This is a genomic window from Flavobacterium hiemivividum, from assembly GCF_004349145.1.
Taxonomy (GTDB): domain Bacteria; phylum Bacteroidota; class Bacteroidia; order Flavobacteriales; family Flavobacteriaceae; genus Flavobacterium; species Flavobacterium hiemivividum.
This window is the reverse complement of sequence record NZ_SMFO01000007.1, coordinates 144,103-169,187: the sequence shown is the minus strand read 5'-3', so window position 1 is coordinate 169,187 and position 25,085 is coordinate 144,103. Positions and strand designations below refer to the sequence as shown.

General features: G+C 34.0%; 23 protein-coding genes. 16 read left to right on the top strand and 7 right to left on the bottom strand.

The features are described 5' to 3' along the window. Positions 1 to 14: 14 nt before the first annotated feature. The 6 genes from E0F98_RS11000 to E0F98_RS10975 all read right to left on the bottom strand — a co-directional run bounded on the left by E0F98_RS11000 (position 15) and on the right by E0F98_RS10975 (position 6,939). Entirely contained in the window at positions 15 to 866 is an 852-nt protein-coding gene (locus E0F98_RS11000) for an endonuclease/exonuclease/phosphatase family protein (RefSeq protein ID WP_132111387.1), read from the bottom strand. A 135-nt stretch (positions 867 to 1,001) separates the two neighbouring features. Next, entirely contained in the window at positions 1,002 to 2,999 is a 1,998-nt protein-coding gene (locus E0F98_RS10995; RefSeq protein WP_132111385.1) for a glycoside hydrolase family 2 protein, read from the bottom strand. Between the two features lie 95 nt (positions 3,000 to 3,094). Next, positions 3,095 to 4,102 carry a LacI family DNA-binding transcriptional regulator gene (locus E0F98_RS10990; RefSeq protein ID WP_132111383.1) on the bottom strand — a complete coding sequence of 336 codons (1,008 nt, stop codon included), beginning with the start codon at positions 4,100 to 4,102 and terminating at the stop codon, positions 3,095 to 3,097. 245 nt (positions 4,103 to 4,347) lie between these two features. Further along, the gene (locus E0F98_RS10985; RefSeq protein WP_132111381.1) at positions 4,348 to 5,316 is read right to left on the bottom strand and encodes a type I phosphomannose isomerase catalytic subunit; all 969 of its coding nucleotides are present in this window, start codon (positions 5,314 to 5,316) and stop codon (positions 4,348 to 4,350) included. A 180-nt stretch (positions 5,317 to 5,496) separates the two neighbouring features. Next, positions 5,497 to 6,669 carry an acyl-CoA dehydrogenase family protein gene (locus E0F98_RS10980; protein WP_132111379.1) on the bottom strand — a complete coding sequence of 391 codons (1,173 nt, stop codon included), beginning with the start codon at positions 6,667 to 6,669 and terminating at the stop codon, positions 5,497 to 5,499. A 66-nt stretch (positions 6,670 to 6,735) separates the two neighbouring features. After that, positions 6,736 to 6,939 (bottom strand): hypothetical protein, encoded by a 204-nt coding sequence (locus E0F98_RS10975; RefSeq protein WP_132111377.1) that lies wholly within the window; start codon positions 6,937 to 6,939, stop codon positions 6,736 to 6,738. Positions 6,940 to 7,275: 336 nt separating this feature from the next. Between E0F98_RS10975 and nhaA the strand changes: the two genes are divergently transcribed. Beyond that, positions 7,276 to 8,577, top strand: coding sequence for a Na+/H+ antiporter NhaA (nhaA, locus tag E0F98_RS10970; protein ID WP_132111375.1), 1,302 nt, complete (start codon positions 7,276 to 7,278; stop codon positions 8,575 to 8,577). Positions 8,578 to 8,648: 71 nt separating this feature from the next. On the opposite strand, the gene E0F98_RS10965 is transcribed toward nhaA, so the two are convergent. Then, positions 8,649 to 9,470 carry an alpha/beta fold hydrolase gene (locus E0F98_RS10965; protein WP_132111373.1) on the bottom strand — a complete coding sequence of 274 codons (822 nt, stop codon included), beginning with the start codon at positions 9,468 to 9,470 and terminating at the stop codon, positions 8,649 to 8,651. Positions 9,471 to 9,879: 409 nt separating this feature from the next. Here E0F98_RS10965 and E0F98_RS10960 point away from each other — a divergent pair, with 409 nt between their 5' ends. The 15 genes from E0F98_RS10960 to E0F98_RS10890 all read left to right on the top strand — a co-directional run bounded on the left by E0F98_RS10960 (position 9,880) and on the right by E0F98_RS10890 (position 25,068). Next, positions 9,880 to 10,539, top strand: a complete 660-nt coding sequence (locus E0F98_RS10960; protein WP_132111371.1) for a toxin-antitoxin system YwqK family antitoxin — start codon at positions 9,880 to 9,882, stop codon at positions 10,537 to 10,539. A gap of 401 nt (positions 10,540 to 10,940) precedes the next feature. Further along, a complete protein-coding gene (locus tag E0F98_RS10955) occupies positions 10,941 to 11,435 on the top strand; it encodes a rhodanese-like domain-containing protein (RefSeq protein ID WP_132111369.1) in 495 nt (164 codons plus the stop codon). Beyond that, positions 11,425 to 12,033, top strand: a complete 609-nt coding sequence (locus E0F98_RS10950; RefSeq protein WP_132111367.1) for a TIGR04282 family arsenosugar biosynthesis glycosyltransferase — start codon at positions 11,425 to 11,427, stop codon at positions 12,031 to 12,033. Before E0F98_RS10955 ends, E0F98_RS10950 begins: the two co-directional genes overlap by 11 nt. Positions 12,034 to 12,055: 22 nt before the next feature. Further along, entirely contained in the window at positions 12,056 to 12,928 is an 873-nt protein-coding gene (locus E0F98_RS10945; protein WP_132111365.1) for a sterol desaturase family protein, read from the top strand. A gap of 66 nt (positions 12,929 to 12,994) precedes the next feature. Further along, on the top strand, positions 12,995 to 13,756 hold the full coding sequence (locus tag E0F98_RS10940) for a DUF547 domain-containing protein (RefSeq protein ID WP_132111363.1): 762 nt from the start codon (positions 12,995 to 12,997) through the stop codon (positions 13,754 to 13,756). Further along, positions 13,749 to 14,441, top strand: coding sequence for a TIGR04283 family arsenosugar biosynthesis glycosyltransferase (locus E0F98_RS10935; protein ID WP_132111361.1), 693 nt, complete (start codon positions 13,749 to 13,751; stop codon positions 14,439 to 14,441). Before E0F98_RS10940 ends, E0F98_RS10935 begins: the two co-directional genes overlap by 8 nt. Positions 14,442 to 14,524: 83 nt before the next feature. Then, positions 14,525 to 15,280 carry a hypothetical protein gene (locus E0F98_RS10930; protein WP_132111359.1) on the top strand — a complete coding sequence of 252 codons (756 nt, stop codon included), beginning with the start codon at positions 14,525 to 14,527 and terminating at the stop codon, positions 15,278 to 15,280. An 88-nt stretch (positions 15,281 to 15,368) separates the two neighbouring features. Then, complete coding sequence (locus E0F98_RS10925; RefSeq protein WP_132111357.1) at positions 15,369 to 16,664, top strand: NAD(P)/FAD-dependent oxidoreductase; 1,296 nt, start codon at positions 15,369 to 15,371, stop codon at positions 16,662 to 16,664. 1 nt (position 16,665) lies between these two features. Continuing rightward, the gene (locus E0F98_RS10920; protein WP_132111355.1) at positions 16,666 to 18,258 is read left to right on the top strand and encodes a 4Fe-4S binding protein; all 1,593 of its coding nucleotides are present in this window, start codon (positions 16,666 to 16,668) and stop codon (positions 18,256 to 18,258) included. Positions 18,259 to 18,332: 74 nt separating this feature from the next. After that, positions 18,333 to 19,022, top strand: coding sequence for a glycosyltransferase family 2 protein (locus tag E0F98_RS10915; protein WP_132111353.1), 690 nt, complete (start codon positions 18,333 to 18,335; stop codon positions 19,020 to 19,022). 4 nt (positions 19,023 to 19,026) lie between these two features. After that, complete coding sequence (locus E0F98_RS10910) at positions 19,027 to 20,508, top strand: cellulose synthase family protein (protein ID WP_132111351.1); 1,482 nt, start codon at positions 19,027 to 19,029, stop codon at positions 20,506 to 20,508. Beyond that, the gene (locus E0F98_RS10905) at positions 20,505 to 21,845 is read left to right on the top strand and encodes a glycosyltransferase 87 family protein (protein WP_132111349.1); all 1,341 of its coding nucleotides are present in this window, start codon (positions 20,505 to 20,507) and stop codon (positions 21,843 to 21,845) included. The genes E0F98_RS10910 and E0F98_RS10905 overlap by 4 nt, the downstream gene beginning before the upstream one ends. A 303-nt stretch (positions 21,846 to 22,148) precedes the next feature. Next, complete coding sequence (locus E0F98_RS10900) at positions 22,149 to 23,213, top strand: DUF2652 domain-containing protein (RefSeq protein WP_132111347.1); 1,065 nt, start codon at positions 22,149 to 22,151, stop codon at positions 23,211 to 23,213. A 122-nt stretch (positions 23,214 to 23,335) separates the two neighbouring features. Beyond that, on the top strand, positions 23,336 to 24,364 hold the full coding sequence (locus tag E0F98_RS10895; RefSeq protein WP_132111345.1) for a glycoside hydrolase family 113: 1,029 nt from the start codon (positions 23,336 to 23,338) through the stop codon (positions 24,362 to 24,364). A gap of 14 nt (positions 24,365 to 24,378) precedes the next feature. Beyond that, on the top strand, positions 24,379 to 25,068 hold the full coding sequence (locus E0F98_RS10890) for a haloacid dehalogenase type II (RefSeq protein WP_132111343.1): 690 nt from the start codon (positions 24,379 to 24,381) through the stop codon (positions 25,066 to 25,068). Positions 25,069 to 25,085 lie beyond the last annotated feature (17 nt).

The window sequence follows — 25,085 nt, the reverse complement described above, 5'->3', positions numbered from 1 at the left end:
AAATCAACTAAATATCAAATAGAAACTACGATAAATACAGCAGAATGATCTGAAATGAACATCCCATTTGCTGTTTCAGAAAGAATATTGTGTTTCTTAACTTTTACATCTTTATTGACAAAAATATAATCTATAATTAGCCGCTGCTGAACAGGAACTTTTCCAAACCCGTTAAATGTCCAAGACTCCCCATACATCTTTGAAGTCCTAGAACGTGAATCAAAAATAGTTATAGCCTCAGCAGAGGAAAGCATTTGCTTTACAACACTTGATTCAGGTTCTGCATTAAAATCTCCCATAATAATTAGAGGTAAACCTTCACTTAAAAGCGCCACTTTCTCTTTTATTAATTTAACGCTCTCTTGCCTAGCAATCATTCCTTCGTGATCAAAATGGGTGTTAACTACAAATAACATTTTATTTGTTTTAATATCTTTTAACTGAGCCCAAGTTGCAATTCGCTCGCAAGCAGCATCCCATCCTTTTGACGGTTTCTCAGGTGTTTCACTCAACCAAAAATAGCCTGATTTGACTACCGTAAATTTATCCTTTTTATAAAATATTGGACTGAATTCACCTTTCTCCTTTCCATCTTCTCTTCCTACTCCAATTGCATTATAGTCGGGTAATTTCTCCGAGATGTCTTTCAATTGATTCGCTAAAACTTCTTGAGCTCCAAGAATATCAACTCCATTAGAACGAATCATTTTTGTTACTTCTTCTTTTCGATACTTCCAGTTATTTTTATTATCATCTGGGTTATCGTATCGAATATTAAAAGTCATAATCTTCAAGTCAAGATTAGATCTATCCATCGTACTTGACGATAGAGAAAAAAATAACACTAAATAAAATATGTTTTTCATATGTTGCTACTTTTTATTAGCGATGGTGAAATGAATTTGCTTCTACTATTCGATAAAACTTTGACTGAACAGCTATTCGCCGTTTCTCCTTTAATTATTTCGAATCTAAGTAATGTTAATAACAATTTATAATATTCAATTGTATCTATTAAGAACATCATACAAAGACGTTACACGAATAACTGGCTTCTCTAATCTACCTTCATATGAAATTTTCAGTTCTTTTCCAGCCTCTAAATCCACGTAGTTGTTACTTAATTTACCGGTGTAACCTTCAATTTCTACATAGACATACTTTGCTGCATTGGTCGCTTTTAATGTGATTTTATTGCCTCTTCTTTTCCAAGTTATATTTGGGTTTTCCAATTTCAAATCGATAGGACGAGTTAAGTCAATATCAGGAACAATATCATCGCGATAGGCTTCTCGAATGGCATACCAAGCCGCTTTAGGTTGGCGATTGTAATAATCAGTAACACTCCAGCTGGCTACAGGCCAACAATCATTTAACTGCCACACCAAAGTTCCCATATTATAAGGCGCCTTAGAACGATGAATTCCTATAATATTTTTTAGAGAATAATACTGCAAGCATTGCGTTAGATACGTATAATCCTTAAGTTCCATTTTCTCGACTTTAGTCGAATCAATAAAATACCGATTTAAATAAGAGTTCAGTTTCGTAAAACCTTTGCCCGCTTTTTGATGTGCTTTTAATACATCCGAAAATAAATGGCGGTCTTCAGCAGCAGTAAACTTTTCTATAGCTGAGTAGTTTGGCATCGCTAGCATACCGTATTCACTCACAAAACGACCAGTTTTATTCTGTACTGCTTCGATATCTGCTAGTCCCCACCAAGTTCCCCAATAGTGACTATCGCCCTCAGAATAACTCTTTTTTCTTCCCCAACCAAACAACGGTGAACTGCTAATATATGGTCTTGTAGGATCAACTTCCTTAACCCATTTTGGAATACTGTCTTGAAACAATCTTACATAATCTTTCCATAAACGAGTCGAATCCTGTTTGGACATTTTCATTTTTTTCTGCCAACCCCAGTTTTTAAAAGCTTCGTCAACTTCATTATTTCCACACCATAAAACGATGCTCTTATGGTGGCGTAAACGCTTCACCTGGTATTTTACTTCTTCTCTTACATTATCAAAAAAAGCTTCATCGCCAGGAACCATTGCTCCAGCAAACATAAAATCCTGCCAAACATTAATTCCGTATTTATCACATAATTCATAGAAATAATCATCTTCATAAATACCTCCGCCCCAAACACGAAGCATGTTCATATTGGCATCTTTGGCCATTTTAATCACTTTCTCGTATTCCTCTTTTGTTACTCTTGAAAGCAAAGCATCTGAAGGTATATAGTTAGCGCCTTTCATATAAACTGGCTTGCCATCGATTTTAAAGTAAAACGATTTCCCCAAACTGTCTGGCTGCTGTACTAATTCGACTTTTCGACTTGGCACATATTCTTTCTCCTTTGGATTTTTGTTGTAGGCCTCGAGTCTTACTTCTTTCCAAACGCCGCAAGTGGTTAATTTAGGTCCCCAATCCCAACCAAAATGATACTGGGCTTTTCGAACATAAGCACGTGGATTATCTGGAATTATAAATGGTAGCTCTTTTTTGGCCAATGAATCAACCACATTTTGTGCCGATTGAAATACAATCCTCAATTGATTTTCACCTAAACGCAAATGAGGCTTGACATCAACTCTCCATTGCCGAAACATATTATTAGCTTCTAGTACTAATTTGTCATTAAGGTAAACCGTAGCATAGGTATCCAGTCCGTCGAAAACTAATTCTATATGTTTTTGTTTTTGAGTTTTGGGAATTACTGAAAAGGAAGTTTTATATTCCCAGTTTTCTTTTTCAACCCATTGAACCTTCTTTTCGTTGTCGCGATAGTAAGGGTCTGGAATCATTTTGTTATTCAACAAATCAGAATGAACCTCACCAGGTACCGTTGCTGCATTCCAATTAGTAGCTCCCTGCTGACGAAATTCCCAACCACTTTTTAAAACCATCACGCTCTTTTGAGCATGCACTGCCAATGAAAAATTTGTCAAACAAATGATCACTAACCAATAAAAACCTTTTCTAAAATTCATTATAATGGCATTTTTAAACCTTTTGAAGTAAACTAGAGCAGCTAGATTTTTTTTTAAATTTTCCTTGAAAAAAAATTAATATTAGAAAATTTTAATCACACTGATTCTCTCACTATTATATTCCCTTTTAAAACAACTTTTTCGACCACAGCATGATCATTTATCATTTGATCCATAAGCAATTCAACAGCTTTTACTGCAATAGTATTTATTGGCTGTTCGACAACGGTGATCGTTGGTGAATGCAGTCTAAAACTATAATGATCATCATAACTAATTATAGCCAAGTCGTCAGGCAACTTTAAACCTATTTTTTGAAAAGCCTGAAGACCTGCGAGACCCATATAATTTGTTAAAAAAAGCACACCGTCAATTGTTTTATTATTTCTAAAAAAACTAATCAGCTCTTCTACTTTTTCCTCCTCGCTACTGTGGTAATCAAGGTGAAGAATCAATTTTTCATCGTAAATACCAGCTTTTTTCAATGCATCAACATATCCTTTTTCTCGCAATTGCATTTGAACCATGCCAGAATTATTGTTAATCAAAGCTATTTTACGTCGCCCCTTTTCGATTAAAAAATTTGTTGCTGAAAAAGCTCCTTCATAATTATCCATCACCACATGACTCACTTCTTGTCCTGGAAAATACCTATCGATTAAGACAACGGGTTTTTTCATTTTTAAAAGCTGATCAATACTTTTGTCGAGCTTCTCTGTTGGAGTAATAATAAAGCCATCCACATTTGCCTGAAGTAGACTTTGCACCAGCTCTGCCGACCTTTCCTCATCATTTCCTGTACTGCAGTAAAAAACTCTATACCCTTTCTTCTTCGCCTCTTCTTCAATTACTCTGGCAAGAGAAGAGAAAAACTGATTTGCAATATTTTCAACTATAAGTCCTATTGATTTTGTCTTTCCAGTCCTTAGACTAGTTGCGATCATATTAGGCCTGTAATTTAACTTAGCTGCGATGTCTTGAACTTTTTTTATGACCGCTGGACTAATGCCCATTTTCTCCCCTTTATCATTGAGTACAAAAGAAACCGTAGAGATAGAAACCTGAGCTTCTAAGGCAATATCTTTGATAGTAATCTTCTTCATCTAATAGGTTTATTTTCTCTTAATATTATCCCAAATATATATAAAAACTTCTACAAAAACGTTTTAGTAAATATTTACTTTGAATAATATGTTTTTTTTATTGTTAATAAACTATCAAAACAATAAGCAAAAACTTTGGAATCCGTCACTATCATAAAATTATGTAAATCAAAAAAAAAGTATAGAATCCGCTTTATGGCGAATTCTATACTTTTAATCTCTTTTAATTTATTCGAAAAAAACAATTATGAAATGTAAACTTCTAAAATGGAAGCCTTCCCTTTGAGTAGGTAATTTTTCATCGCTGCAGGAATTAAAATTGTATCCCCTTTTTTATAACTAAATGTCGAATTATGATATTCAATTTCAAAATCACCTTCGATACACATATACACTGTAAATGTTTCTCCGTTTTTATTCAAGATAATTTCTCCATTCAACGGAACGAAATTAGTAGTGAAATAAGGGCAATCAACAATAGAATTAGATTGATTTATCTCTTTTGTGTATTCCTTAAAAGTATCTACCTTATCATAGTTGATCGCATCAAGAGCTAAGTCAATATGTAGCTCTCTTGTATTTCCTTGAGCATCTTTCCTGTCAAAATCATAAAGACGATAAGTAATATCTGAAGTTTGCTGAATCTCAGCAACTACTAGTCCAGCTCCAATGGCGTGAACCGTTCCTGTTTCTAGAAAGAAAACATCGCCTGCTTTTACTTTTACATCATCGAGCAAATTCAATAATGTTTTATTTTCGAGGCTCTCGACATATTCCGCCTTGTTTGAATCTTCTTTGAAACCTACAATTATTCGCGCATCAATATCAGCTTGCATGATGTACCACATTTCTGTTTTACCAAAAGAGTTGTGGCGTTCTTTAGCCAATGCATCATTCGGGTGAACCTGAATCGACAAATCTTCGCGTGCATCTAAGTATTTAAAAAGCAATGGAAATTGTTTTCCAAATTTCGAATAAACTGCTGTTCCTAAAATTTCGTTTGGAAACTCCTCGATAATTGCTGTCAATGATTTTCCTTTCAAAACTCCATTTGCAATAGTACTTACATCGCCTTCTACAGTTGATAATTCCCAACTTTCTCCCGTTATTTTTGACTCAATTGGTTTATTAAGAACCGTTTTTAGCTTTTCACCGCCCCAGATTCTTTCTTTTAAAATTGGGTCAAATTGCAAAGGATATAATTCTGTATTCATTTATTTATGATTTTAATGGATATTGGCTAATGCAAATCTAAAATAGAATTAGTTAACATCATAATTTTGAAAATTAAGATATTCTAAAACGTTTTAGCAAATATATTAAAAAATCACTAGTATCAAAAAACAGCATTCAAGTTCGAGAAATGAAGTTCGATATTTAGGTTAAATACAAAATCATTCCAATTTTTCTTTAAACAGTCCTCGTGCAATTACTATTTTCATGATTTCATTTGTTCCTGCATAGATACGAGCAACACGATTGTCAGCATACATACGAGCTATTGGGTAATCCCACATATAACCATAACCGCCAAACAATTGCAAACACTCATCTACTACACTGCCACACATATCAGTAGCCGAATATTTAATCATCGAAGCGGTTTCAGTGGTTAATTTATGATCCACTAACAATTCAATACATCGATCTAAAAAAGCCTGATGTATTTGCAATTGGGTGGTACATTCCGCTAGTTTAAATTGGGTATTTTGAAAGCCGGAAATGGTGGTATTAAAAGCCGTTCTTTCGGTGGTGTAGGCGATTGTATTTTCGATAGCTCCTTGAGCAGTTGCAACTGCTGTAACACCAACCGTTAGCCTTTCCCGAGCTAATTCCTCCATCATTATCTTAAAACCCATTTTTTCATCACCTAATCTGTTTTCCTTTGGCACTTTCACTTTATCGAAAAACAATTCACAGGTATCCTGAGATTTCATCCCGATTTTTTTAAAGGGAACTCCTTTGCTAAATCCTTCCATCGAGGATTCCATAATAAGTAAGGTCACTCCTTCTTGATCAGTATTGACATTTGTTTTTACCGCTACAATTGCCATATCGCACATAAAGCCGTTAGTGATAAATGTTTTTTGTCCGTTTACTAAATAATGATCGCCTTTGTCTTCAGCTGTGGTTCGAAGGGCTTTCAAATCACTTCCGCAATTTGGTTCCGTCATCCCTATGGCGGTAATCATATCTCCTTTGGCCATTTGTGGTAAATACTTTTGCTTTTGTCCCTCCGTTCCATATTTTAATAGATAAGGAGCCACAATATCAGAATGCAAGGAGAAACCAGGGCCACTAATTCCTTTTTTAGCAAATTCTTCGATAAACAAAGCGTTAAAAGAAAAATCTAATCCGCCGCCACCATATTTTTCAGGCATATCTATACATAACAATCCTAATTCGCCAGCGCGTTTCCATATTTTGCGACTAACCATTCCTGCTTTTTCCCATTCCTCTAGCTGATCCATAATTTCATTCGAAATGAATTCCTTGATCATTTCTTTCATCATCTTATGTTCTTCCGATGCGTAAATCTTTCGTTCAATTAGTACTTTTTGTAGCATATTTTTACTGTTTAAGATTTTTAAAGTAGGCTTGAAATAGTAAAGATACAGAAACACAATTACTCTTTATGATGTTAAAATCAAAATACAGTAATACAATAGTTGAGCACAATGTCCTGACTGCAAATCAGTTTTGCAATGAATGTCAATTTTTTTGACTATTTCTTTTTCAAAACCATCATACTGATCCAAACTAAAGGCTATTGAAATCATAAAATCAATTTCGAGTAGAGATAATACCACAAGTGATACTGATGCATTACTTTCCATTTCTACCTTTATTTTAAACTTAGGCTCCTTTTTTCAACTTTCTACAAACCATAAGTGACCAATAATTCGTTTAGAAGAAAAAGTCTTCGCACAGACTCAATGTTAAACTTAAGTGAAACTTTAGCATTATTGGGTGTTTCAGCCTCCATCTACTTTTAATTTTTTTTTATTTTTCGTATGTTTGGAGATTAAGCACTCTGAATAGTATCCGATTAGAAAATATAAAGCTTCCTAAATTACAGCTAATAGCTTTATAAGTATACTATAAAAAATAATCTTCGTTTAAAGTCCGCGGTCTAAAGCCCTATTGGATTTTTCCAAAAATTAAAAACAACTATGATAAAAAAAGTACTCCTTACTCCTATTCAAAAATTTATTAAGATTGAAAGTTTTAGTGGAATTTTATTGCTCACCGCGACACTTACTGCACTTCTTTGGGCCAATTCCTCAGCTGGAGATTTATACCAGGATATTTTGCAGTATAAAGTTGGTTTTTCCATTCATAATTTCGAATTATATAAGCCTCTAATACTTTGGATCAATGACGGTTTAATGGCCGTATTCTTCTTTTTAATAGGATTAGAAATTAAACGAGAGTTCCTCATCGGCGAATTGAATTCAGCTAAAAAAATAGCATTTCCATTATTAGGAGCAATTGGAGGAATGGCGTTTCCAGTTTTGTTTTTTACTGTTCTAAATCAAAATCCTGAAACTCAAAGTGGCTGGGGAATACCTATGGCCACTGACATTGCCTTTTCGCTAGCCGTACTAAAGATTTTAGGAGATCGCATTCCGCTTAGTCTTAAAGTTTTTCTAACTGCTTTTGCAATTGTGGATGATTTGGGAGCGGTTTTAGTAATCGCATTATTTTACAGCGCTAATATTAACATCATGCTGTTAGTTGCGGCACTTGGGCTATTAGCTGTTTTATATATCGTCTCCTTTAAAGGGTATTATTCGAAAATAGTAATGATTCTTTTTGGGATTGTTATTTGGTTTTTATTTCTAAAATCAGGAATACATCCTACACTTGCGGGAATACTTTTAGCCTTTTCTGTACCGATCAGACAAAAAATTGATACTCCTGAATTTCTAGATAATTTAACTGCAATAACTGATAAAATTAAAGGAGCTGTAGTTCTTAAAAAACCAATTCTCTCAAAAGAACAACTGCAGCAAGTAGATAATTTAGGGGAATGGACTGGAAAGTATCAATCTCCGCTTCAAAATCTTGAACACAGCTTGCATGGCTGGGTCGCTTATTTTATTATTCCCGTTTTTGCCTTAGCAAATGCTGGTGTAATGATTAGCAGCGATATTGATCTGGATACTGATTTGATGAGAAATATAATTATAGCCTTGGTCTTTGGTAATAGTATCGGAATTACTTCTCTTGTTCTTATAGCAAAAAAGGCAAAACTTATTGAAGTGCCAAAAGATATTAGCAACCGCCAAATTGTGGGAGTTTCATTCTTAGCTGGTATCGGATTTACGATGGCGATTTTCATAGCAAGTTTAGCACTCGAAAGCAGTCCGCTTTTTCTTGACTCGGCTAAAATTGGAGTTCTAATCGGTTCTTTAATATCTGCTATTATAGGTTTATTAATTTTGAATTCCAAGCAAACAAAAACAACGTAACGGCTTTCGATAGGCTCGGATCTCTCGCTCTAATATTAATATTCTAAATAATCACAGTAGACCGTCGTTTCTTAACTTAATTCGTTTAGAAAATTACTCAGGTAATTATTGAACTCTGCCGGTTGTTCCAAATTGGATACATGTCCTGCGTTATCAATAACTTTCAGTTTAGAATTTTTAATTTTCCCATTCATAAATTCCGATTGCTCAAGCGGAGTTAGTTCATCTTCCCTTCCGCAAATAATTAGCGTAGGTATTGAAATTTGACCTAAAGTGCTACAGGTTTCAGAGCGTTCTGCCATGGCAATAAGTCCTCTAGTAATACTTGATTGGGAATTAGAAAAGACAACAGTACTTAGGTTTGCAACAATTTCCTTCTTGCTGCTTATTGAGTCTTTATGGAAAAGTTTTTTAATAAACCCTTCATAGAATTCGGTTAAACCACCATTTTCTATTTCATCAATAGCTTTGTAACGCTTTTCCTTTCCTTCTGCGGTGTCTGCGATACATTGGGTATCACACAAAATCAAAGCTTCAAAACGTTCTGGGTATTTGTGTATGGCATTTAGTGCTATGTATCCGCCCATCGAAAGTCCGCATATAATTGCTTTTTCGATGGCGAGTTTATCCATGAATTCGATTAAATCGGAAGTAAATAAATCAATGCTTAACGCTGTTTTTTCGTCATGCGATTTTCCAAATCCACGAAGATCAAAAGCGATTACCCGCCTTGATGATTGTAAACTTTCCAATTGACTTTTCCACGTTGATTTATTAAATGGAAAACCGTGAAGAAAAATTACAGGAATTGCGCCTTCACCTAAATCATCATATGAAATTGAAACATTTTTAAGGTCGATAGTTCTATTAAATCCGTTAGCAGCTGTTTTCATCTTAGTTTTTTAATTATTATCCTTGTCACAAAGTTGGCATATCTCATTATAGAAACTATTACATAAATTGTAAAAGGATTTATATAATTAACACTTTAGCCCTTAAAAAATTATACAATTACAAGCATCTGATGATAGATAAGTTCTAGAAGTAAATTTTTTTTTATACTTGTAATTGCTTAACAATGTTCAGATAAAAACACTTTGCACCCCAATCTTATATATTGTTTCGTTATCTAAAATTCAATTACGATTTGCTTTTCAAAAGTATATAAAGCGCACTAACCTTGGGTAAAACAATATTTATTTTACAAAGTGCGCTATTTTATTTATACTTTAGCTATTGTAATCTTCTATAAAGTTTGTCATTCACGCAAACAGTCAATATAACCCGTAGCGAAAAAGAATTATGAAAAATCTGTCCCTCTTAATTATAATATTTTTTTTGACATTCACTTCTTGTACCATACAGAAGGACTTCTATCAAAATGGAAATCTAGAAGCTAAGGGAAAAATTACCCAGGATATCAAACATGGAAAATGGAAGTATTTTTATAAGAACGGAAATTTACATCAAATTGGGAAGTACTCAAACGGAATGAAAACTGGCGAATGGAAAATGTTTCACACCAACGGGAACTTGGAAGCAATTGGGACTTTCATAGAAGGTGTTAGAGTTGGAGTATGGAAATCGTATCACAATAGCGGTACGATATATACCGAAAAGGAATGGGACAATGGAATGTTAACTAAAACTATCGCTTGCTATGATGAAGAAGGCTACAAAGTGAATAAAAACACTTTTAGCGGTAGTACAGAATCAAAGAAGGCATCGGATATTAGTAGTACTTTAAATTTCATTATTCACGGAATAGATAATAAGGTACCTCAAGAATATCTAAATTTCAAAACGAAATATGGAATTGGACTGATCATAGAGAATTGTGCCGTTGATCCTTTTTCCTTTAGCAGAGCATCTAAAAACAATCGCATGATTTCAGAATATTTAAATACAAAATATGGCAAAGCATGGCTAAATGAATTGTCATTAAAACCGTACGGAATATAATGAGCTTACAAAATCGTTTAAGAAGCAGTTGGATTTTATAATTATTTTCCTCAAAAATCCGCTCTTCTAAGAGATCTCATTTACAACGTCTACATCAAAATAGCTCTCTACGAGTTGTTTTTTGAAGTGCCGAATTTAAGTTTTTTCTGTAATATTCTGTTTCACGTATTAACGACCAGAAAAACTAATAGTGTGATTTAATCGTATGTTAATTTGTATGGGGTTTTCTTTATTTAAAGGGAAGTTTCCCAGTAAATAGTAGATTGAACTATTTTTTCATAGATCGAATAAGGGAGCCCGCATAAATAATTCGTCTACTGCTTGATAATTAAATTAACTTTTCTGTAAGGAAATTAGTTTTTAGACGTCTAATAAATTAAATACCTTTATAAAAAAATAATATGCGCCACTATATTTATTTTATTGCTTTCTTATTTTCAATAACGCTTCATGCGCAAAATAACATTGAGCAAGCATTGAAAAAATTCAATAAAGAAACGGTTCCATATATTAAAGTGAATGAACTGAAAGAGAAAAAAAACTTAGTTTTCTTAGACGCTAGAGAACCACAAGAATACAAAGTGAGTCACATTCAAAATGCTATTCCCGTAGGTTTCGATCACTTTAATTCCAAAAAAGTTACTGCAAACCTAAAAGATAAGAATGCCACTATCATTGTCTATTGTTCTATTGGTGTCCGAAGTGAACAAATAGGTGAAAAACTACAAAAACTAGGATACAAAAATGTCTACAATTTGTACGGAGGTATTTTCGAATATAAAAACAATGGCGAAAAAGTAGTAAACAATCAAAATAAAGTTACAGACAGCATACATACTTACAACAAAGCATGGAGTATTTATTTAAAAAAAGGAATTAAGGTTTATGAAAACTGATGCACTTATAATTTTTACCCGAAATCCTGAAATAGGAAAAGTAAAAACCCGATTGGCAAAAATCATTGGTGACGAAAAGGCCTTGACTGTTTATAACGATTTGCTATTGCATACTAGAAATGAAACCCAGGCTATCGACTGTGATAAATTTGTTTTTTATGATACTAATATTATCGAAGAGGACATTTGGTCTCTTGAGTTTTATCAAAAAAAGCTACAATCTGAAGGTGATTTAGGACAAAGAATGTATCAAGCTTTTGAGAGTCTTTTCAAAATGGGGTATCAAAACTGTATCATTGTAGGCAGTGATTTATTCGATCTGAAATCGATTATAATTGAAACAGCGTTTAAAAAACTTTTAAATCATGATGTGGTAATTGGTCCTGCTGAAGACGGTGGTTACTATTTATTAGGACTAAAAAAAGGAAATCCAGCGGTATTCAAAAATAAAGATTGGGGAACGGATTCGGTTTTTGCAGCTACGATGAGCGATTTTAAGCATCAGAAAGTAGGCGTTTTAGACATATTAAATGATATTGACACCTTTGAAGATTTAGAAAAAAGCCAGTATAATATAGCTGCCTTAAACCTGCTATAGTAAATAAAAAACATTACCAATAATGGAAAAATACATTGATATACTACTAAATTCTTACAGCGGTTATTTTAATTATCTGAAAAATGAAATTTTATACTGGAACTGGGACAACTACTTTTATGGATTAATTGCCATTTCTCTGGTTGTATGGTTCCTTGAACTTACTTTTCCTTGGAGAAAGCAACAAGCTATTTTTCGAAAAGATTTTTGGCTGGATTTATTCTATCTCTTTTTTAATTTTTTCTTGCTCAATTTAATTCTTCTCATAGCATTGTCTAATGTAACTGAACAGTTAATTAATGACGGACTCCATTTGTTTGGATTGGAATTAACGTCTATACAGCTGTTTTCTATCTCCGAATTACCAAAGCCTTTAGCTTTGTTTGTATTCTTCCTCATAAGCGATTTCCTGCAATGGAATGTTCATCGCTTATTGCACATGATTCCTTTTTTATGGAAAATTCACAAGACCCATCACAGCGTGAAGGAAATGGGTTTTGCGGCCCATTTTAGATACAACTGGATGGAACCTATCGTGTACAAATCAATTCTTTACATTCCTATAATTCTTATTGGTGGTGTAAATCTTGAAGATGTCTTTATTGTGCATTTCATCGCCATTGCAATAGGTCATCTAAACCACGCTAATATAGGTTGGGACTATGGTTTTCTAAAGTACATCTTTAACAATCCAAAAATGCATATTTGGCATCACAGTAAAAAAATACCCAATAAACACGGTGTCAACTTCGGAATCTCACTAAGTGTATGGGATTATCTATTCAAAACCAACTACATACCTACAGACGGAAGAGATATCGAACTTGGTTTTCACGATGAAACTGAGTTTCCAACAGATTTTATCAAGCAAGAAATATATCCTTTTAAAAAATAGTTTCTTTCTGCTATCAGGAACAACTTCTATGACTGTCTATTCCCTTATAATTTAATAAATGTACCCATGAAAAAATATTTTATAATACTCATTCTACTACCACTACTTTCATGTGGAAAAACCAAACACAATCCGGAAATTCCAACCACTGCAAATCAAACTAGTACTGCAACAGCAGATTTTCAAAGTATGAATCATGCTAAATGGAATGTATTATTACAAAAAAATGTTTCTAAAAACGGCAATGTAAATTATAAGGCCTTTCAAAAAGACAGCAAAGAACTTCAGGCGTATCTTAATGAATTATCGGGAAATGTTCCTACAAAATCATGGTCAAAGAATGCTACACTTGCCTACTGGATCAATGCCTACAATGCCTATACCGTTAAATTAATTTTAGACAATTATCCAACTAAAAGTATAAAGGAAATTAATGATCCGTGGGGTAAAAAGTTCATTTCATTAGGAAACAAGAAATACAATCTAGAAGAAATTGAGCACGAAATACTTCGTAAAATGGATGAACCAAGAATACATTTTGCCATAAACTGCGCTTCTTTCTCTTGCCCTAATTTACTAAATGAAGCTTACACTGAAACGAAATTAGAAAAGCAATTAGTAGCTGTTTCTAAAAGTTTTATTAACGATAAGACGAAGAACACTATCACTGCAAATAAAATCGAAATCTCAAAAATATTTGATTGGTTCTCCGGAGATTTTAAGAAAAAAAGTTCTGTAATTGATTTTTTAAACCAGTACAGTACTATCAAAATTAGTAGTAAAGCAAAAGTGAATTACAAAGACTACAATTGGAAATTGAATGAATAAAATTTCGATAATAATTCCTATTTTTAACGAGGTAAGTCGCATAAGTAAGCTATTATCGCATCTTGAAAATCATGCTTTTCAAAACCATAAAATCGAAATCATAGTCGTCGATGGCGGAAGTACGGATGGTTCTCAAGATACAGTAAGTACTAATTCAAAGATTAAATTAATTCAAGCTGCAAAGGGAAGAGCCAAACAAATGAATGTGGGAGCCAAAGCCGCTAGAGGAAACATTCTCTATTTTTTACATTGTGATAGTTTTCCGCCGACTAATTTTGACCGTATTATCAATGATGTAGTCCAAAAAGGGAATCAGGCAGGTTGTTTCAGAATAAAGTTTGATTACGAACATCCGGTTTTAATGGTTTCGCAGTGGTTCACGCGATTCAATCACATTTCCTGCCGTGGCGGCGATCAATCGTTATTTGTAACCAAAAGATTATTTGAGGAAATAAAGGGATTTGATGAGCAATTTATGATTTATGAGGATAATGAAATAATTTCTAGGCTTTACGCCAAAAAGCAATTTATCGTCATTCCAGACTATGTAATTACATCGGCCAGAAGATATCAACAGAATGGGGTTTGGCGTTTACAATACCATTTTAGTATCATTCATCTTAAACGCAAACTAGGACATTCTACTGAAAGTATGCTTGAGTACTATAAAAAAAACATCCTGTAAACGGATAATTATTTCGTGACAATAAATTAGATGGCATAAAAAACACAATAATAACAATCAATATAATAATTAAACAATTCATAATGAACAAAATTGCCCTCGTTTTAACCGCAATCCTTCTTACAGCAGTAGGATGTAAACCGAATGAAGAAAACTTAAAATTTACAGATAAAGTTGAAAATGCACATCACAAACAGGATTTTTTAGCTAAAGAAGCCGTGCAGTTTGATTTTAAATTAGAGTTTGGAGGAAAAGAAAGAATGGATGCTAAGTTCACTACGCTCACCAATTCTACTGAAGGCGTAATTGAATTTAAAAATGGTTCGAAAATAATATTCAATAAAGATAAAGTGTACTACTCCCCTACAATTCCTAGTGAGGAATCAGTTCGTTTTGATGCGTTCACCTGGAGTTATTTTTTCCTTTTCCCTTATAAATTATCTGATCCGGGAACGATATGGAATGCGTATGCTAATAAAGAAAAAGATTTTGAAAATTATAACACTGAAAAATTAACTTTCAAATCAGGAACCGGTGACGCACCAGATGATTGGTACGTAGTTTATGCTGATAAAACGACAAATTTACTAGAAAAAGCAGCTTATATTGTTAGCGTAAAATCGGGTAAAGAAGAAGCTGAAAAAGATCCTCACGCGATTCAATATTTAGATTATAAAATGGTCGATGGTATTCCTATGGCCACTAAATGGGTTTTCTGGGGATGGAAAGATGGAAACGGACTTACCAATGAGTTAGGACTTGCTACTTTATCTGACATAAAATTTGTTAAAGTAGATGCTGATTATTTCAAGCCTGGAGCCGACTTTAAAACGAAATAGAGTATTTATCCATAGGATTTAATTGCCTAACTTTAAAAGTCATTAGACCCTCTTTAGATTGAAAACATAACAAACAAATTCATTGTTTATGGAAAATATTGTCATTATAGGAAACGGAATTGCCGGCGTTACACTTGCGCGTCACATTCGAAAAAAATCGGATTCAAAAATTACTATTGTTTCTTCTGAAACTGAATTTTTCTTTTCGCGCACCGCTTTAATGTATGTATTCATGGGGCATATGAAGTTTGAACACACCCAATCCTATGAAAATGATTTTTGGAAAAAGAATAAAATTGATCTAGTTCAAGGAATGGTTACGGCGGTAGTGCCTAGCGCCAAAGAAATTGTCTTATCAAATAATGAAAAGATAAGCTATGACAAACTAGTACTAGCAACTGGATCAAAACCCAATAAATACGGATGGCCAGGACAAGATTTGCAGGGTGTAACTGGTCTTTATCACAAACAGGATTTAGAAGCTTTAGAGAATTGGGCACCTAGTACCAAACGTGCTGTAATTGTAGGTGGAGGTCTAATTGGTATCGAATTAGCCGAAATGCTTCGCTCCCGTGATATTCAAGTTACTTTTTTGGTTCGGGAACAAAGCTTCTGGAGTGGTGTTTTGCCTTTTGGCGAAAGCCAGATGATCAACCGCCATATTTTAGAACATCATATCGACTTAAGATTAGACACTAATTTGGTTGAAATTCTTTCGGATGAAAAAGGACACGCCAGAGCAGTCGTAACAGATAAAGGAGAGACTATTGCTTGCGAGATTGTAGGGTTGACGGCTGGTGTATCACCAAACATTGATTTCTTAAAAGATTCTGGCGTAGAATTAGGAAAAGGAGTGAAAGTGAACCGTTTCTTAGAAACGAATATAAAGGATATTTATGCCATTGGTGACTGTGCAGAACAGCATGAAGCCATTGATTTTCGAAGACCAATAGAAGCTGTGTGGTACACAGGTCGAATGATGGGCGAAGTTTTAGCTCAGACATTAACGGGAACACCTACTCCTTATAAACCGGGACATTGGTTTAATTCGGCTAAGTTTTTAGACATTGAATATCAAACCTACGGCTGGGTTTGGACAGTGCCAAAAGAAAATGAGGGCCATTTTTACTGGGAACATGCGTCGGGTAAAAAAGCAATTCGAATCTCATTTGACAAAACAAACCGAACTTTTTTAGGGATCAATACCTTTGGAATACGCATGCGTCATCAGTTTTTTGACACAGTGCTCACCAATAAAGAAACTGTTGATTATGTAATTGCTAATTTGAAAAAAGCCAACTTTGATCCAGAGTTTTATACTTCATACAACGCCGAAATCCAAAAACAATTTAGTAGCCAATTCGTTGCTGTAAAAACAATATAAGATGAGTAAATCAATCAAAAATATATCTATCGCGTCTCATGAAAACATGCAGATGGATGGCATCCAGAAATTAGGAATTGCACTTGGATTGCTTGGTCTTTTTATAATGATACTAGCCCTGTTTAATGTTTCTTTCCCAAACAAAGGAATTTGGCTCACAGGATCGATTGTAGCCATTTTTGCCGGAATTGTAGTCTATGCAAACAGAACGTACCTCAACCAGCCAAAGGGAATAAAAAATAACGGTGTATGGCATAGAGACTTTACTAACAAAGGAAGTTGGGCTTGGATGGTAGGTATTATTCTAACTGCTTTTTACATTGTTTTGTACTGGTTTCCGCAATACTTAGGTCTTAATGAAACTGGCGGTAATAGCACTGGAATAGTTGGCTTTTTTGATCCTTTAAGTTATATTTTAAATGGAAAAGCGGCTAGCCAATGGTTTGTATATGGAACACTTTATACCATTGCAATTCTGGGCCTTGGCTATAAGTTCATCTTAAAATACAGACACAATAAATACCAATTAGTACGCACCATTTCAGTGATGTTTTTCCAGTTGGGTTTTGCTTTTTTAATTCCGGAGATACTCGAAAAATTAAATCCGGAGAAAGCTTATTTCGCAAAGGATTTAAAAAACATGTGGCCACTAAATTATTATTTCTTCAATGACTGGCATTTAAAAGCGATGCTTGAAGGAGGCAATTTAGGAATGTTCATGCTCATTTTTGGGGTTGCGATGATTTTTATTATCTCCCCTATTCTAACCTATTTTTATGGTAAACGCTGGTATTGCTCTTGGGTTTGTGGTTGTGGAGGTTTGGCTGAAACAGCTGGAGATAGCTTTAGACACCTATCTAGTAAAACTGATATCGCTTGGAAAATTGAACGATGGATGATTCACTCCGTATTAGTATTTTCATTTGTAATGACCATTGCAGTTATCTTTACTTTCTTATCTAATAATCCCGAAATGAGCTTTATTACAAGAGACCAATTTATCTGGGGAATTATAGCTTTTCTAGTAGTTTTTACAGCGGCCTTGTACATCTTTAAACGAAAAGATTTAGATACTGACGCTGTTTACACAATGCTTTCATTAGTAGCCATTATCATCATTTCATTATTAATTAATTATTTTTCTGGGAATCAAAACATTCTTTTTATCGATAGTAATTCGCTAAGAGAATGGTATGGCTTTGCCATTGGTGCCGCTTTTAGTGGTGTTGTGGGTGTGGGGTTTTATCCTATCATGGGAAATCGAGTATGGTGTCGTTTTGGTTGTCCTATGGCGGCAATCTTAGGATTGCAACAACGCTTGTTTTCAAAATTCAGAATTACAACTAATGGCGGTCAGTGTATCTCATGCGGTAACTGTTCTACCTATTGCGAAATGGGGATTGATGTAAGAAGCTATGCCGAAAAAGGAGAAAACATTGTTCGCTCTTCCTGTGTGGGTTGTGGTATATGTGCCGCAGTATGTCCTAGAGGTGTATTGAAATTAGAAAATGACACTCCAGCAGGCCGAATCAATTCAAATGATATCTTATTAGGGAATGATGTTGATTTAATGGATTTAATTAACCAAAAATAGGCTAGACCTTTTTACAATTATCCCTATTTTCGCCCAAGCAATCAGTCTTTTTTTTAAAAGACTCAAAAAACACTATGAAAAACATTAAAGTAATTATTCCTGCTTATAACGAAGAAAAAGCTATTGCCAATGTTATTAAAGAAATTCCAAATTCTGTTAATGAGGTCATTGTCATCAGTAACAATTCGACAGATAATACCATTAAAGTAGCGACAGAAGCTGGCGCAACAGTACTTTCAGAAAGCAGAAAAGGGTATGGCTATGCGTGCCTAAAAGGAATGGAATACATTTCGACTCTAGAAATAAAACCTGATATTGTTGTATTTTTAGATGGCGATTATTCTGATTATCCTGAAGAATTGACTAAAATAATTGCTCCGATACTGGAGAATAATATAGATTTTGTTGTTGGCTCCCGTGTGGCATCGTTAAGAGAAAAACATTCGATGACGCCGCAGCAAATCTTCGGAAACTGGCTGGCGACGACTTTAATGAAAATTTTCTTCAAGGCAACATTTACAGATTTAGGCCCTTTTAGAGCCATTAAATATGAAAAGTTATTGACCTTAAAGATGGAAGATAAAACCTATGGATGGACTGTAGAAATGCAGCTTAAGGTTTTAAAACAAAAAATGTCTTACCTAGAAATTCCTGTTCGCTATAAAAATAGAATTGGAGTTTCAAAAGTCTCCGGAACTGTCAAAGGAAGCGTAATGGCTGGAGTAAAAATAATAGGATGGATTTTCAAATACACCTTTAAATAATAGCATGCTACAACTTTCATATATCATTGTAATTCTATACGGCGTCTCTATTTTACTGCTGTTTTTCTATAGTTTAGCTAATTTTAACTTACTACTGAATTATTTGAAAAGTAAAAAAAATACGGATAAATCTGTACAATTTGACCTTTCTAAACCAAGTGAAATTCCATTTGTCACCATACAACTTCCCATTTATAATGAGAAGTATGTGGTGGAGCGTTTATTGACTACAATCGCAGAAATGGAATATCCAAAAGATCGATTGGAAATCCAAGTTCTTGACGATAGTACTGATGAAAGTGTCGCAGAAACGGAAGCATTGATTCATAAAATTGCACAATCAGGACTAGACATAAAACATATTAGACGTAGCAATAGAACGGGCTTTAAAGCAGGCGCTTTGAAGGAAGGTTTGCTTAGCGCCAAAGGGGAATTCATCGCGATCTTTGATGCTGATTTTGTTCCACAAAAAGACTGGCTCTATAAAACGATTCCTTATTTTAAAAATCCAAAAATTGGAGTAGTTCAAACTCGATGGGGACATTTGAACCGCAATTATTCGATATTAACAAAAATTCAGGCTTTTGCTTTAGACGCCCACTTCACTTTAGAACAAGTAGGTCGGAATTCTAAATTGCATTTCATTAATTTTAATGGGACTGCCGGAGTATGGAGAAAGCAGTGCATCCTAGAAGCAGGAAATTGGGAAAGTGATACACTCACCGAAGATTTAGATTTGAGTTATCGCGCTCAGTTAAAAAACTGGGAATTTAAATATCTTGAAGGTGTGGTTACCCCTGCTGAATTGCCTGCAATAATTAGTGCCACGCGTTCTCAACAGTTTAGATGGAATAAAGGCGGTGCAGAAAATTTTAGCAAAAATGCCGCTCGAGTGTTACAGTCAGAATCTATTGGATTCAAGACAAAAGCGCATGGAATGTTGCATTTATTGAATAGCACCATGTTCTTGGCGATTTTTACAATGGCCGTTTTAAGTGTGCCAATGCTCTATATCAAGAATGAGTTTGCCGTATTTGAAAAAGTTTTTGATTTACTAATCTTTTTTGTAATTACTTCTATTCTCTTTTTTATAAGTTACTGGGCGACTTACAAAAGTATTCATGGCGGAGGTTTCAAGAACTTTCTAAAATACATGGCTTTATTTATCACCTTTTACACCATTGCAATGGGTTTTTCATTTCACAACACCATAGCGGTATTAGAAGGTTTATGGGGTAAGAAAAGTGAATTTGTGCGCACTCCAAAATTAAATATTGAAGGACTTAAGGAAAAATGGAAACAGAACACTTATCTTTCGAATACCATTTCAAAAAATACCATTGTTGAAGGAATATTAATCTTCTACTTCATTTTTGCGATGTATAGTGCTTTTCTATTGAATGACTACAGCTTGATCGCCTTGCATTTAATGCTTTTTGTCGGTTTTAGCTATGTATTTGTCAAATCAATACAAACTAATAGATGAGTTGGAACACTTCAAATAACCTGAAGTCCTATGGCTTTCTTATACTAAGCCTCTTTATTTATGCCTATATCGCTTATGTTTTAAATCGCACCGAATTTCTATTTTTAGTGACATCTTATAGTTTTTTGTTTGTCTCTTTTTACCAAATTATAAAACGACAAAAGGATAATCTTCCTTTTTTAATTGGAACAGCACTACTATTGCGATTGGTTTTTCTGGTGGCTTTACCCAATTTATCCCAAGATTATTTTCGGTTTATATGGGATGGAAACCTAATTCTTGAGAATATAAATCCTTATTTACAGTTACCAAAGGACTTAATCAAGCAAAGCAACTTTGTTATTCCAAATGCTACTGATTTATACAATGGAATGGGAAGTCTAAGCGCGAGGCATTATTCTAATTATCCTCCTGTTAACCAATTTTTATTTGCTGTTGCAGCATTTTTTAGTAATCAATCTATACTAGGGACTGTAATAGGAATGCGACTATTGATTATCGCGGCAGATTTTGGTACATTATATTTTGGTAGTAAATTACTTGTTCGTTTAGGTATGGAGAAGCACCGTATTTTCTGGTATATACTCAATCCCTTAGTACTTGTTGAGCTTACTGGAAATTTACATTTTGAAGGAATTATGCTTTTCTTTTTTGTTTGGGCAATGTATCTATTGGAACAAAATAAATGGAAATTAGCTGCTGTAGTTTTAGCATTATCCATCTCTGTCAAATTATTACCGTTATTACTACTACCGCTATTTTTTAAAAATTTAGGCTGGAGAAAAGCCGTTTTATTTTACATCATTGTTATTGGCGTAAATGTGTTACTCTTCCTCCCCTTTCTTTCGAATGAATTAATTCAGAATTATAGCGAAACTATCGGTTTGTGGTTTACAAATTTTGAGTTTAATGCTAGTATTTATTACATCATTCGTGAAATAGGTTTCTGGATTACTGGATACAATATCATTCATATCACCGGAAAAATTATTCCTGTATTCATTGTGCTTTTCATATTATATCAAACCTTTATTCCAAAAAATAAAACGACAATTGATTTGTTCCAAAGTTTTCTTGTTGTTCTAACCTTCTATTTTTTAAGTTCAACTACTGTTCATCCTTGGTATATAATTAACCTGATTCTTATTGGTGTTTTCACAAATTACAAATTCCCAATTGTATGGAGTTTCACAGTGATTTTGAGTTACAGCGCTTATATGAATCCTGAATTCAAAGAGAACTTCTGGCTCATCGCTTTAGAATATATAATAGTTTTCGCTTTTATAATTTATGAAAAACGAGGGTGTAAAAAAAGTCAATTTATTAGCATAGAATAAAGACTAGAATTAATTCATGCGAATAAAAAAAGAAGAAAAAAAAGCATTCGGCATTTGAGTTATGAAATTTAGCAATGAGCTGTACTTATGGGCTTTTTACACAACTTCTACTTAAAAAGCTACCGAAGATCTAGCTCCAGACGCTTAGCTGTCTGCTTATTAAATAATCGAAGGATTCGAAAATACACTTTAAAATAAAAAGCAATAAATGTTACCTTTTCCCTTCAACTATTTATCTAATAAAGCAAAAACGATTAAATAAAGTGTTAAATTACAACTACTTAACATAAAACAGAAATTATAATGGCTGAAGCACTGTATTTTATGCCAGATATAAGTGGCTTTTCAAAATTTGTAAATGATACAGAAATAGAGCACAGCATTCATATAATAGCCGAATTGCTAGAGCTTTTACTAGACAACAATATGCTCGAACTTCAACTAGTAGAAATTGAAGGCGATGCCTTATTCATGTTCACCACAAAGATTCCAACTTATAAAGAGTTGATGCAGCATACAAAAACGATGCTTGAAGAATTTCATAAACATACTAAAGAGTATGATTTCAAACGAATTTGTAGTTGTGGTTCTTGTAAGACTACCATCGATTTAAACCTTAAGTTTTTAGTGCATTACGGAGAACTAACGATGATTAAAGTCAAAAACATAATTAAACCTTATGGAATGGAAGTCATTCAAATCCATAGATTGCTGAAAAATCAAGTACCCGTTCAAGAATATGTTTTATTTACGGAGAGTCTGTCTGCGCTTTATCAAGACAATATGATCGAAAGTTGGACAAAAAATACCGAGATGTATGATTCCCGTAATTTAAATTATTACTACAAGGTTTTAGACAATATAAAACTCGAAGTACAAGCAACGGCAGAGCGAGAAGTAGATAAAAATGAGGATTTCACTGTTCCTAACGCAGTAATAAATAAAACATTTAATGCAAACATAGAAAAGATTTACCGATACTTAAGTGAATTAAAATACCGCCATATCTGGGATAAAGAAGTTATGAAAGTTGAATTTGATGAAAATGAAGTCAACCGAGTGGGCACAGAACACAATTGTGTTTTAAAATTAGGAACTTTAAAGTTTAAAACCATCAGCAGGCCATCAAAAGACAGCTTGATTTATGGTGAAACAACAGAGAGCATTATTTTTCTTAAAAATTTCTATTACCTCGTAAATTTACATACGCAAGATTTAAACACCACCGAAGTAAGTCTGAGCTTGTATCTTGAATACACCTTCCTAGGTAGTTTTATAAAACAAAGTATATTAAAACAAATTACAAAAATCTGGCGAAAAAAATTAGAATCCTTGCATCAAGTTACGCAGAGTGAAATCTTTCCATAGCACTATTTTAGTTCGCTAACCTACGAATGTGATAAGCTCATAATATTGCTTTAAAAGCAGAAAAAATATTAAATTTTTCATACAATTTAGTATTCTCTTTTTTAATAAGTAACTTTACTGTTATGAAAAAGACGTTTCTTATACTCGCCGCATTTTTACTCATAATCGGTAGTGGATATGCTTTTTATCATTTCAACACTACCTTCAAAACCGCTGCTGTAGCTAAATTAGAATACAAAGGCATGAACTTGGTCGCGCCTATCAAGGAATTAAAAAGCACGACGTTCGACGAATTAAAAGCGCATCATATCAACTCGGTTTCTTTAATTCCCTATGCTTTTGTGGATGTCGAAAATGCCTCTGTTCACTATAATAATAAAAGACAATGGTGGGGCGAAAGAACAGAAGGAATTATCGCCAGTAATCAACTAGCCCATGATTATAAAATGGCTGTAATGCTAAAACCTCATCTTTGGGTAAATCATAATTTCTACACCGGTGACTTGGATTTTTTAACTCATGCCGAGTGGGAAAAATGGGAAGCTGATTATGAGAAGTATATTCTTGATTTTGCCCAACTTGCGCAAAAAGAAAAAATAGAACTTTTTTGTTTTGGTACTGAATTAGGGAATGCTGTAGCAAAACGACCAGAATACTGGTCACAGCTAATCCAGAAAATCAAAAGAATCTATAGCGGAAAACTTACCTATGCCGCAAACTGGGATGATTTTGATAAATTTCCTTTTTGGAATGAGTTGGATTACATCGGGATTGACGCCTATTTCCCATTGTCTGATGCTACAACACCAGCAGTAGCCGATCTTAATGAAGCATGGCTGCAACACATTCTAAAAATGGAGAAGCTTCACGCCAAAACAAAGAAGAAGATACTGTTTACAGAGTTTGGTTACCGAAACTCAGACCAAGCAGCCAAAGAACCCTGGACTGAAAATCAAAAAAACATTAATAATTTAGCGCAAGCCAATGCCTATGAATCCCTATTTCAAACCTTAACAAAAAAAGCCTGGTTTGCCGGAGGTTTCGCCTGGAAATGGTATGCCGATGATTATCATAAGGAGAATAAAAATAGTGTAGATTACACACCGCAAGACAAACCTGCCCTGGAAACCATAAAAAAATGGTACCAATAATATAAAATTAAATAATGACAATACAGAAAATAAAACCCGTACTTGTTTTTGATGTAAACGAGACCTTACTCGATATGACTCCTCTGAAAAAAGCAGTTAATATACTTTTGAGCGAAGAGCAAGGATTCCGCATCTGGTTTGGGATGCTCTTACATTATTCCACAGTTTCAAACAGCATTAATGAATATCATAATTTCACTACTATTGCAGCTGCAACACTGGAAATGACAGCGACGTCAATGCATAAAAAAGTAACGGAAGAGAAAATTAAAGAAACTTTATCGGTTATTAAATCACTACAAACCTATCCTGATGTTATTAAAGGCTTGCAACTTTTAAAAGAAAATGGTTTCCGGATAATAACCCTAACTAACTCTCCAGAAAGTGCTTTAAATGAACAGTTAAAAAACTCTAATTTAACGACATATTTTGAGCAAGCCTTAAGTATTGACACTATAGGAAAATACAAGCCAGCCAAAGAAACTTATTTTTGGGCAGCAGAAAAACTAGCTGTAAAACCTGAAGAGATGCTAATGATTGCGGCACATGCTTGGGATCTAGCTGGTGCTTCACATGCTGGATTAGCAACTGGTTTTATAGCTCGTGAAGGACAAGCATTATACAGTTTATCCAAAAAGCCGGATTTTGTGGCTAATGATATTCTAGCAATGGCAGAGCAATTAGTTACGGCTTATACCGAATAATCCAGTTTGATAAAAAC

What these genes read in the sequence shown, in the direction of transcription:
- E0F98_RS11000 (WP_132111387.1), bottom strand. Translation starts at nt 866, where the DNA reads ATGAAAAACATATTTTATTTAGTGTTATTTTTTTCTCTATCGTCAAGT.
- E0F98_RS10995 (WP_132111385.1), bottom strand. Translation starts at nt 2,999, where the DNA reads ATGAATTTTAGAAAAGGTTTTTATTGGTTAGTGATCATTTGTTTGACA.
- E0F98_RS10990 (WP_132111383.1), bottom strand. Translation starts at nt 4,102, where the DNA reads ATGAAGAAGATTACTATCAAAGATATTGCCTTAGAAGCTCAGGTTTCT.
- E0F98_RS10985 (WP_132111381.1), bottom strand. Translation starts at nt 5,316, where the DNA reads ATGAATACAGAATTATATCCTTTGCAATTTGACCCAATTTTAAAAGAA.
- E0F98_RS10980 (WP_132111379.1), bottom strand. Translation starts at nt 6,669, where the DNA reads ATGCTACAAAAAGTACTAATTGAACGAAAGATTTACGCATCGGAAGAA.
- E0F98_RS10975 (WP_132111377.1), bottom strand. Translation starts at nt 6,939, where the DNA reads ATGGAAAGTAATGCATCAGTATCACTTGTGGTATTATCTCTACTCGAA.
- nhaA (WP_132111375.1), top strand. Translation starts at nt 7,276, where the DNA reads ATGATAAAAAAAGTACTCCTTACTCCTATTCAAAAATTTATTAAGATT.
- E0F98_RS10965 (WP_132111373.1), bottom strand. Translation starts at nt 9,470, where the DNA reads ATGAAAACAGCTGCTAACGGATTTAATAGAACTATCGACCTTAAAAAT.
- E0F98_RS10960 (WP_132111371.1), top strand. Translation starts at nt 9,880, where the DNA reads ATGAAAAATCTGTCCCTCTTAATTATAATATTTTTTTTGACATTCACT.
- E0F98_RS10955 (WP_132111369.1), top strand. Translation starts at nt 10,941, where the DNA reads ATGCGCCACTATATTTATTTTATTGCTTTCTTATTTTCAATAACGCTT.
- E0F98_RS10950 (WP_132111367.1), top strand. Translation starts at nt 11,425, where the DNA reads ATGAAAACTGATGCACTTATAATTTTTACCCGAAATCCTGAAATAGGA.
- E0F98_RS10945 (WP_132111365.1), top strand. Translation starts at nt 12,056, where the DNA reads ATGGAAAAATACATTGATATACTACTAAATTCTTACAGCGGTTATTTT.
- E0F98_RS10940 (WP_132111363.1), top strand. Translation starts at nt 12,995, where the DNA reads ATGAAAAAATATTTTATAATACTCATTCTACTACCACTACTTTCATGT.
- E0F98_RS10935 (WP_132111361.1), top strand. Translation starts at nt 13,749, where the DNA reads ATGAATAAAATTTCGATAATAATTCCTATTTTTAACGAGGTAAGTCGC.
- E0F98_RS10930 (WP_132111359.1), top strand. Translation starts at nt 14,525, where the DNA reads ATGAACAAAATTGCCCTCGTTTTAACCGCAATCCTTCTTACAGCAGTA.
- E0F98_RS10925 (WP_132111357.1), top strand. Translation starts at nt 15,369, where the DNA reads ATGGAAAATATTGTCATTATAGGAAACGGAATTGCCGGCGTTACACTT.
- E0F98_RS10920 (WP_132111355.1), top strand. Translation starts at nt 16,666, where the DNA reads ATGAGTAAATCAATCAAAAATATATCTATCGCGTCTCATGAAAACATG.
- E0F98_RS10915 (WP_132111353.1), top strand. Translation starts at nt 18,333, where the DNA reads ATGAAAAACATTAAAGTAATTATTCCTGCTTATAACGAAGAAAAAGCT.
- E0F98_RS10910 (WP_132111351.1), top strand. Translation starts at nt 19,027, where the DNA reads ATGCTACAACTTTCATATATCATTGTAATTCTATACGGCGTCTCTATT.
- E0F98_RS10905 (WP_132111349.1), top strand. Translation starts at nt 20,505, where the DNA reads ATGAGTTGGAACACTTCAAATAACCTGAAGTCCTATGGCTTTCTTATA.
- E0F98_RS10900 (WP_132111347.1), top strand. Translation starts at nt 22,149, where the DNA reads ATGGCTGAAGCACTGTATTTTATGCCAGATATAAGTGGCTTTTCAAAA.
- E0F98_RS10895 (WP_132111345.1), top strand. Translation starts at nt 23,336, where the DNA reads ATGAAAAAGACGTTTCTTATACTCGCCGCATTTTTACTCATAATCGGT.
- E0F98_RS10890 (WP_132111343.1), top strand. Translation starts at nt 24,379, where the DNA reads ATGACAATACAGAAAATAAAACCCGTACTTGTTTTTGATGTAAACGAG.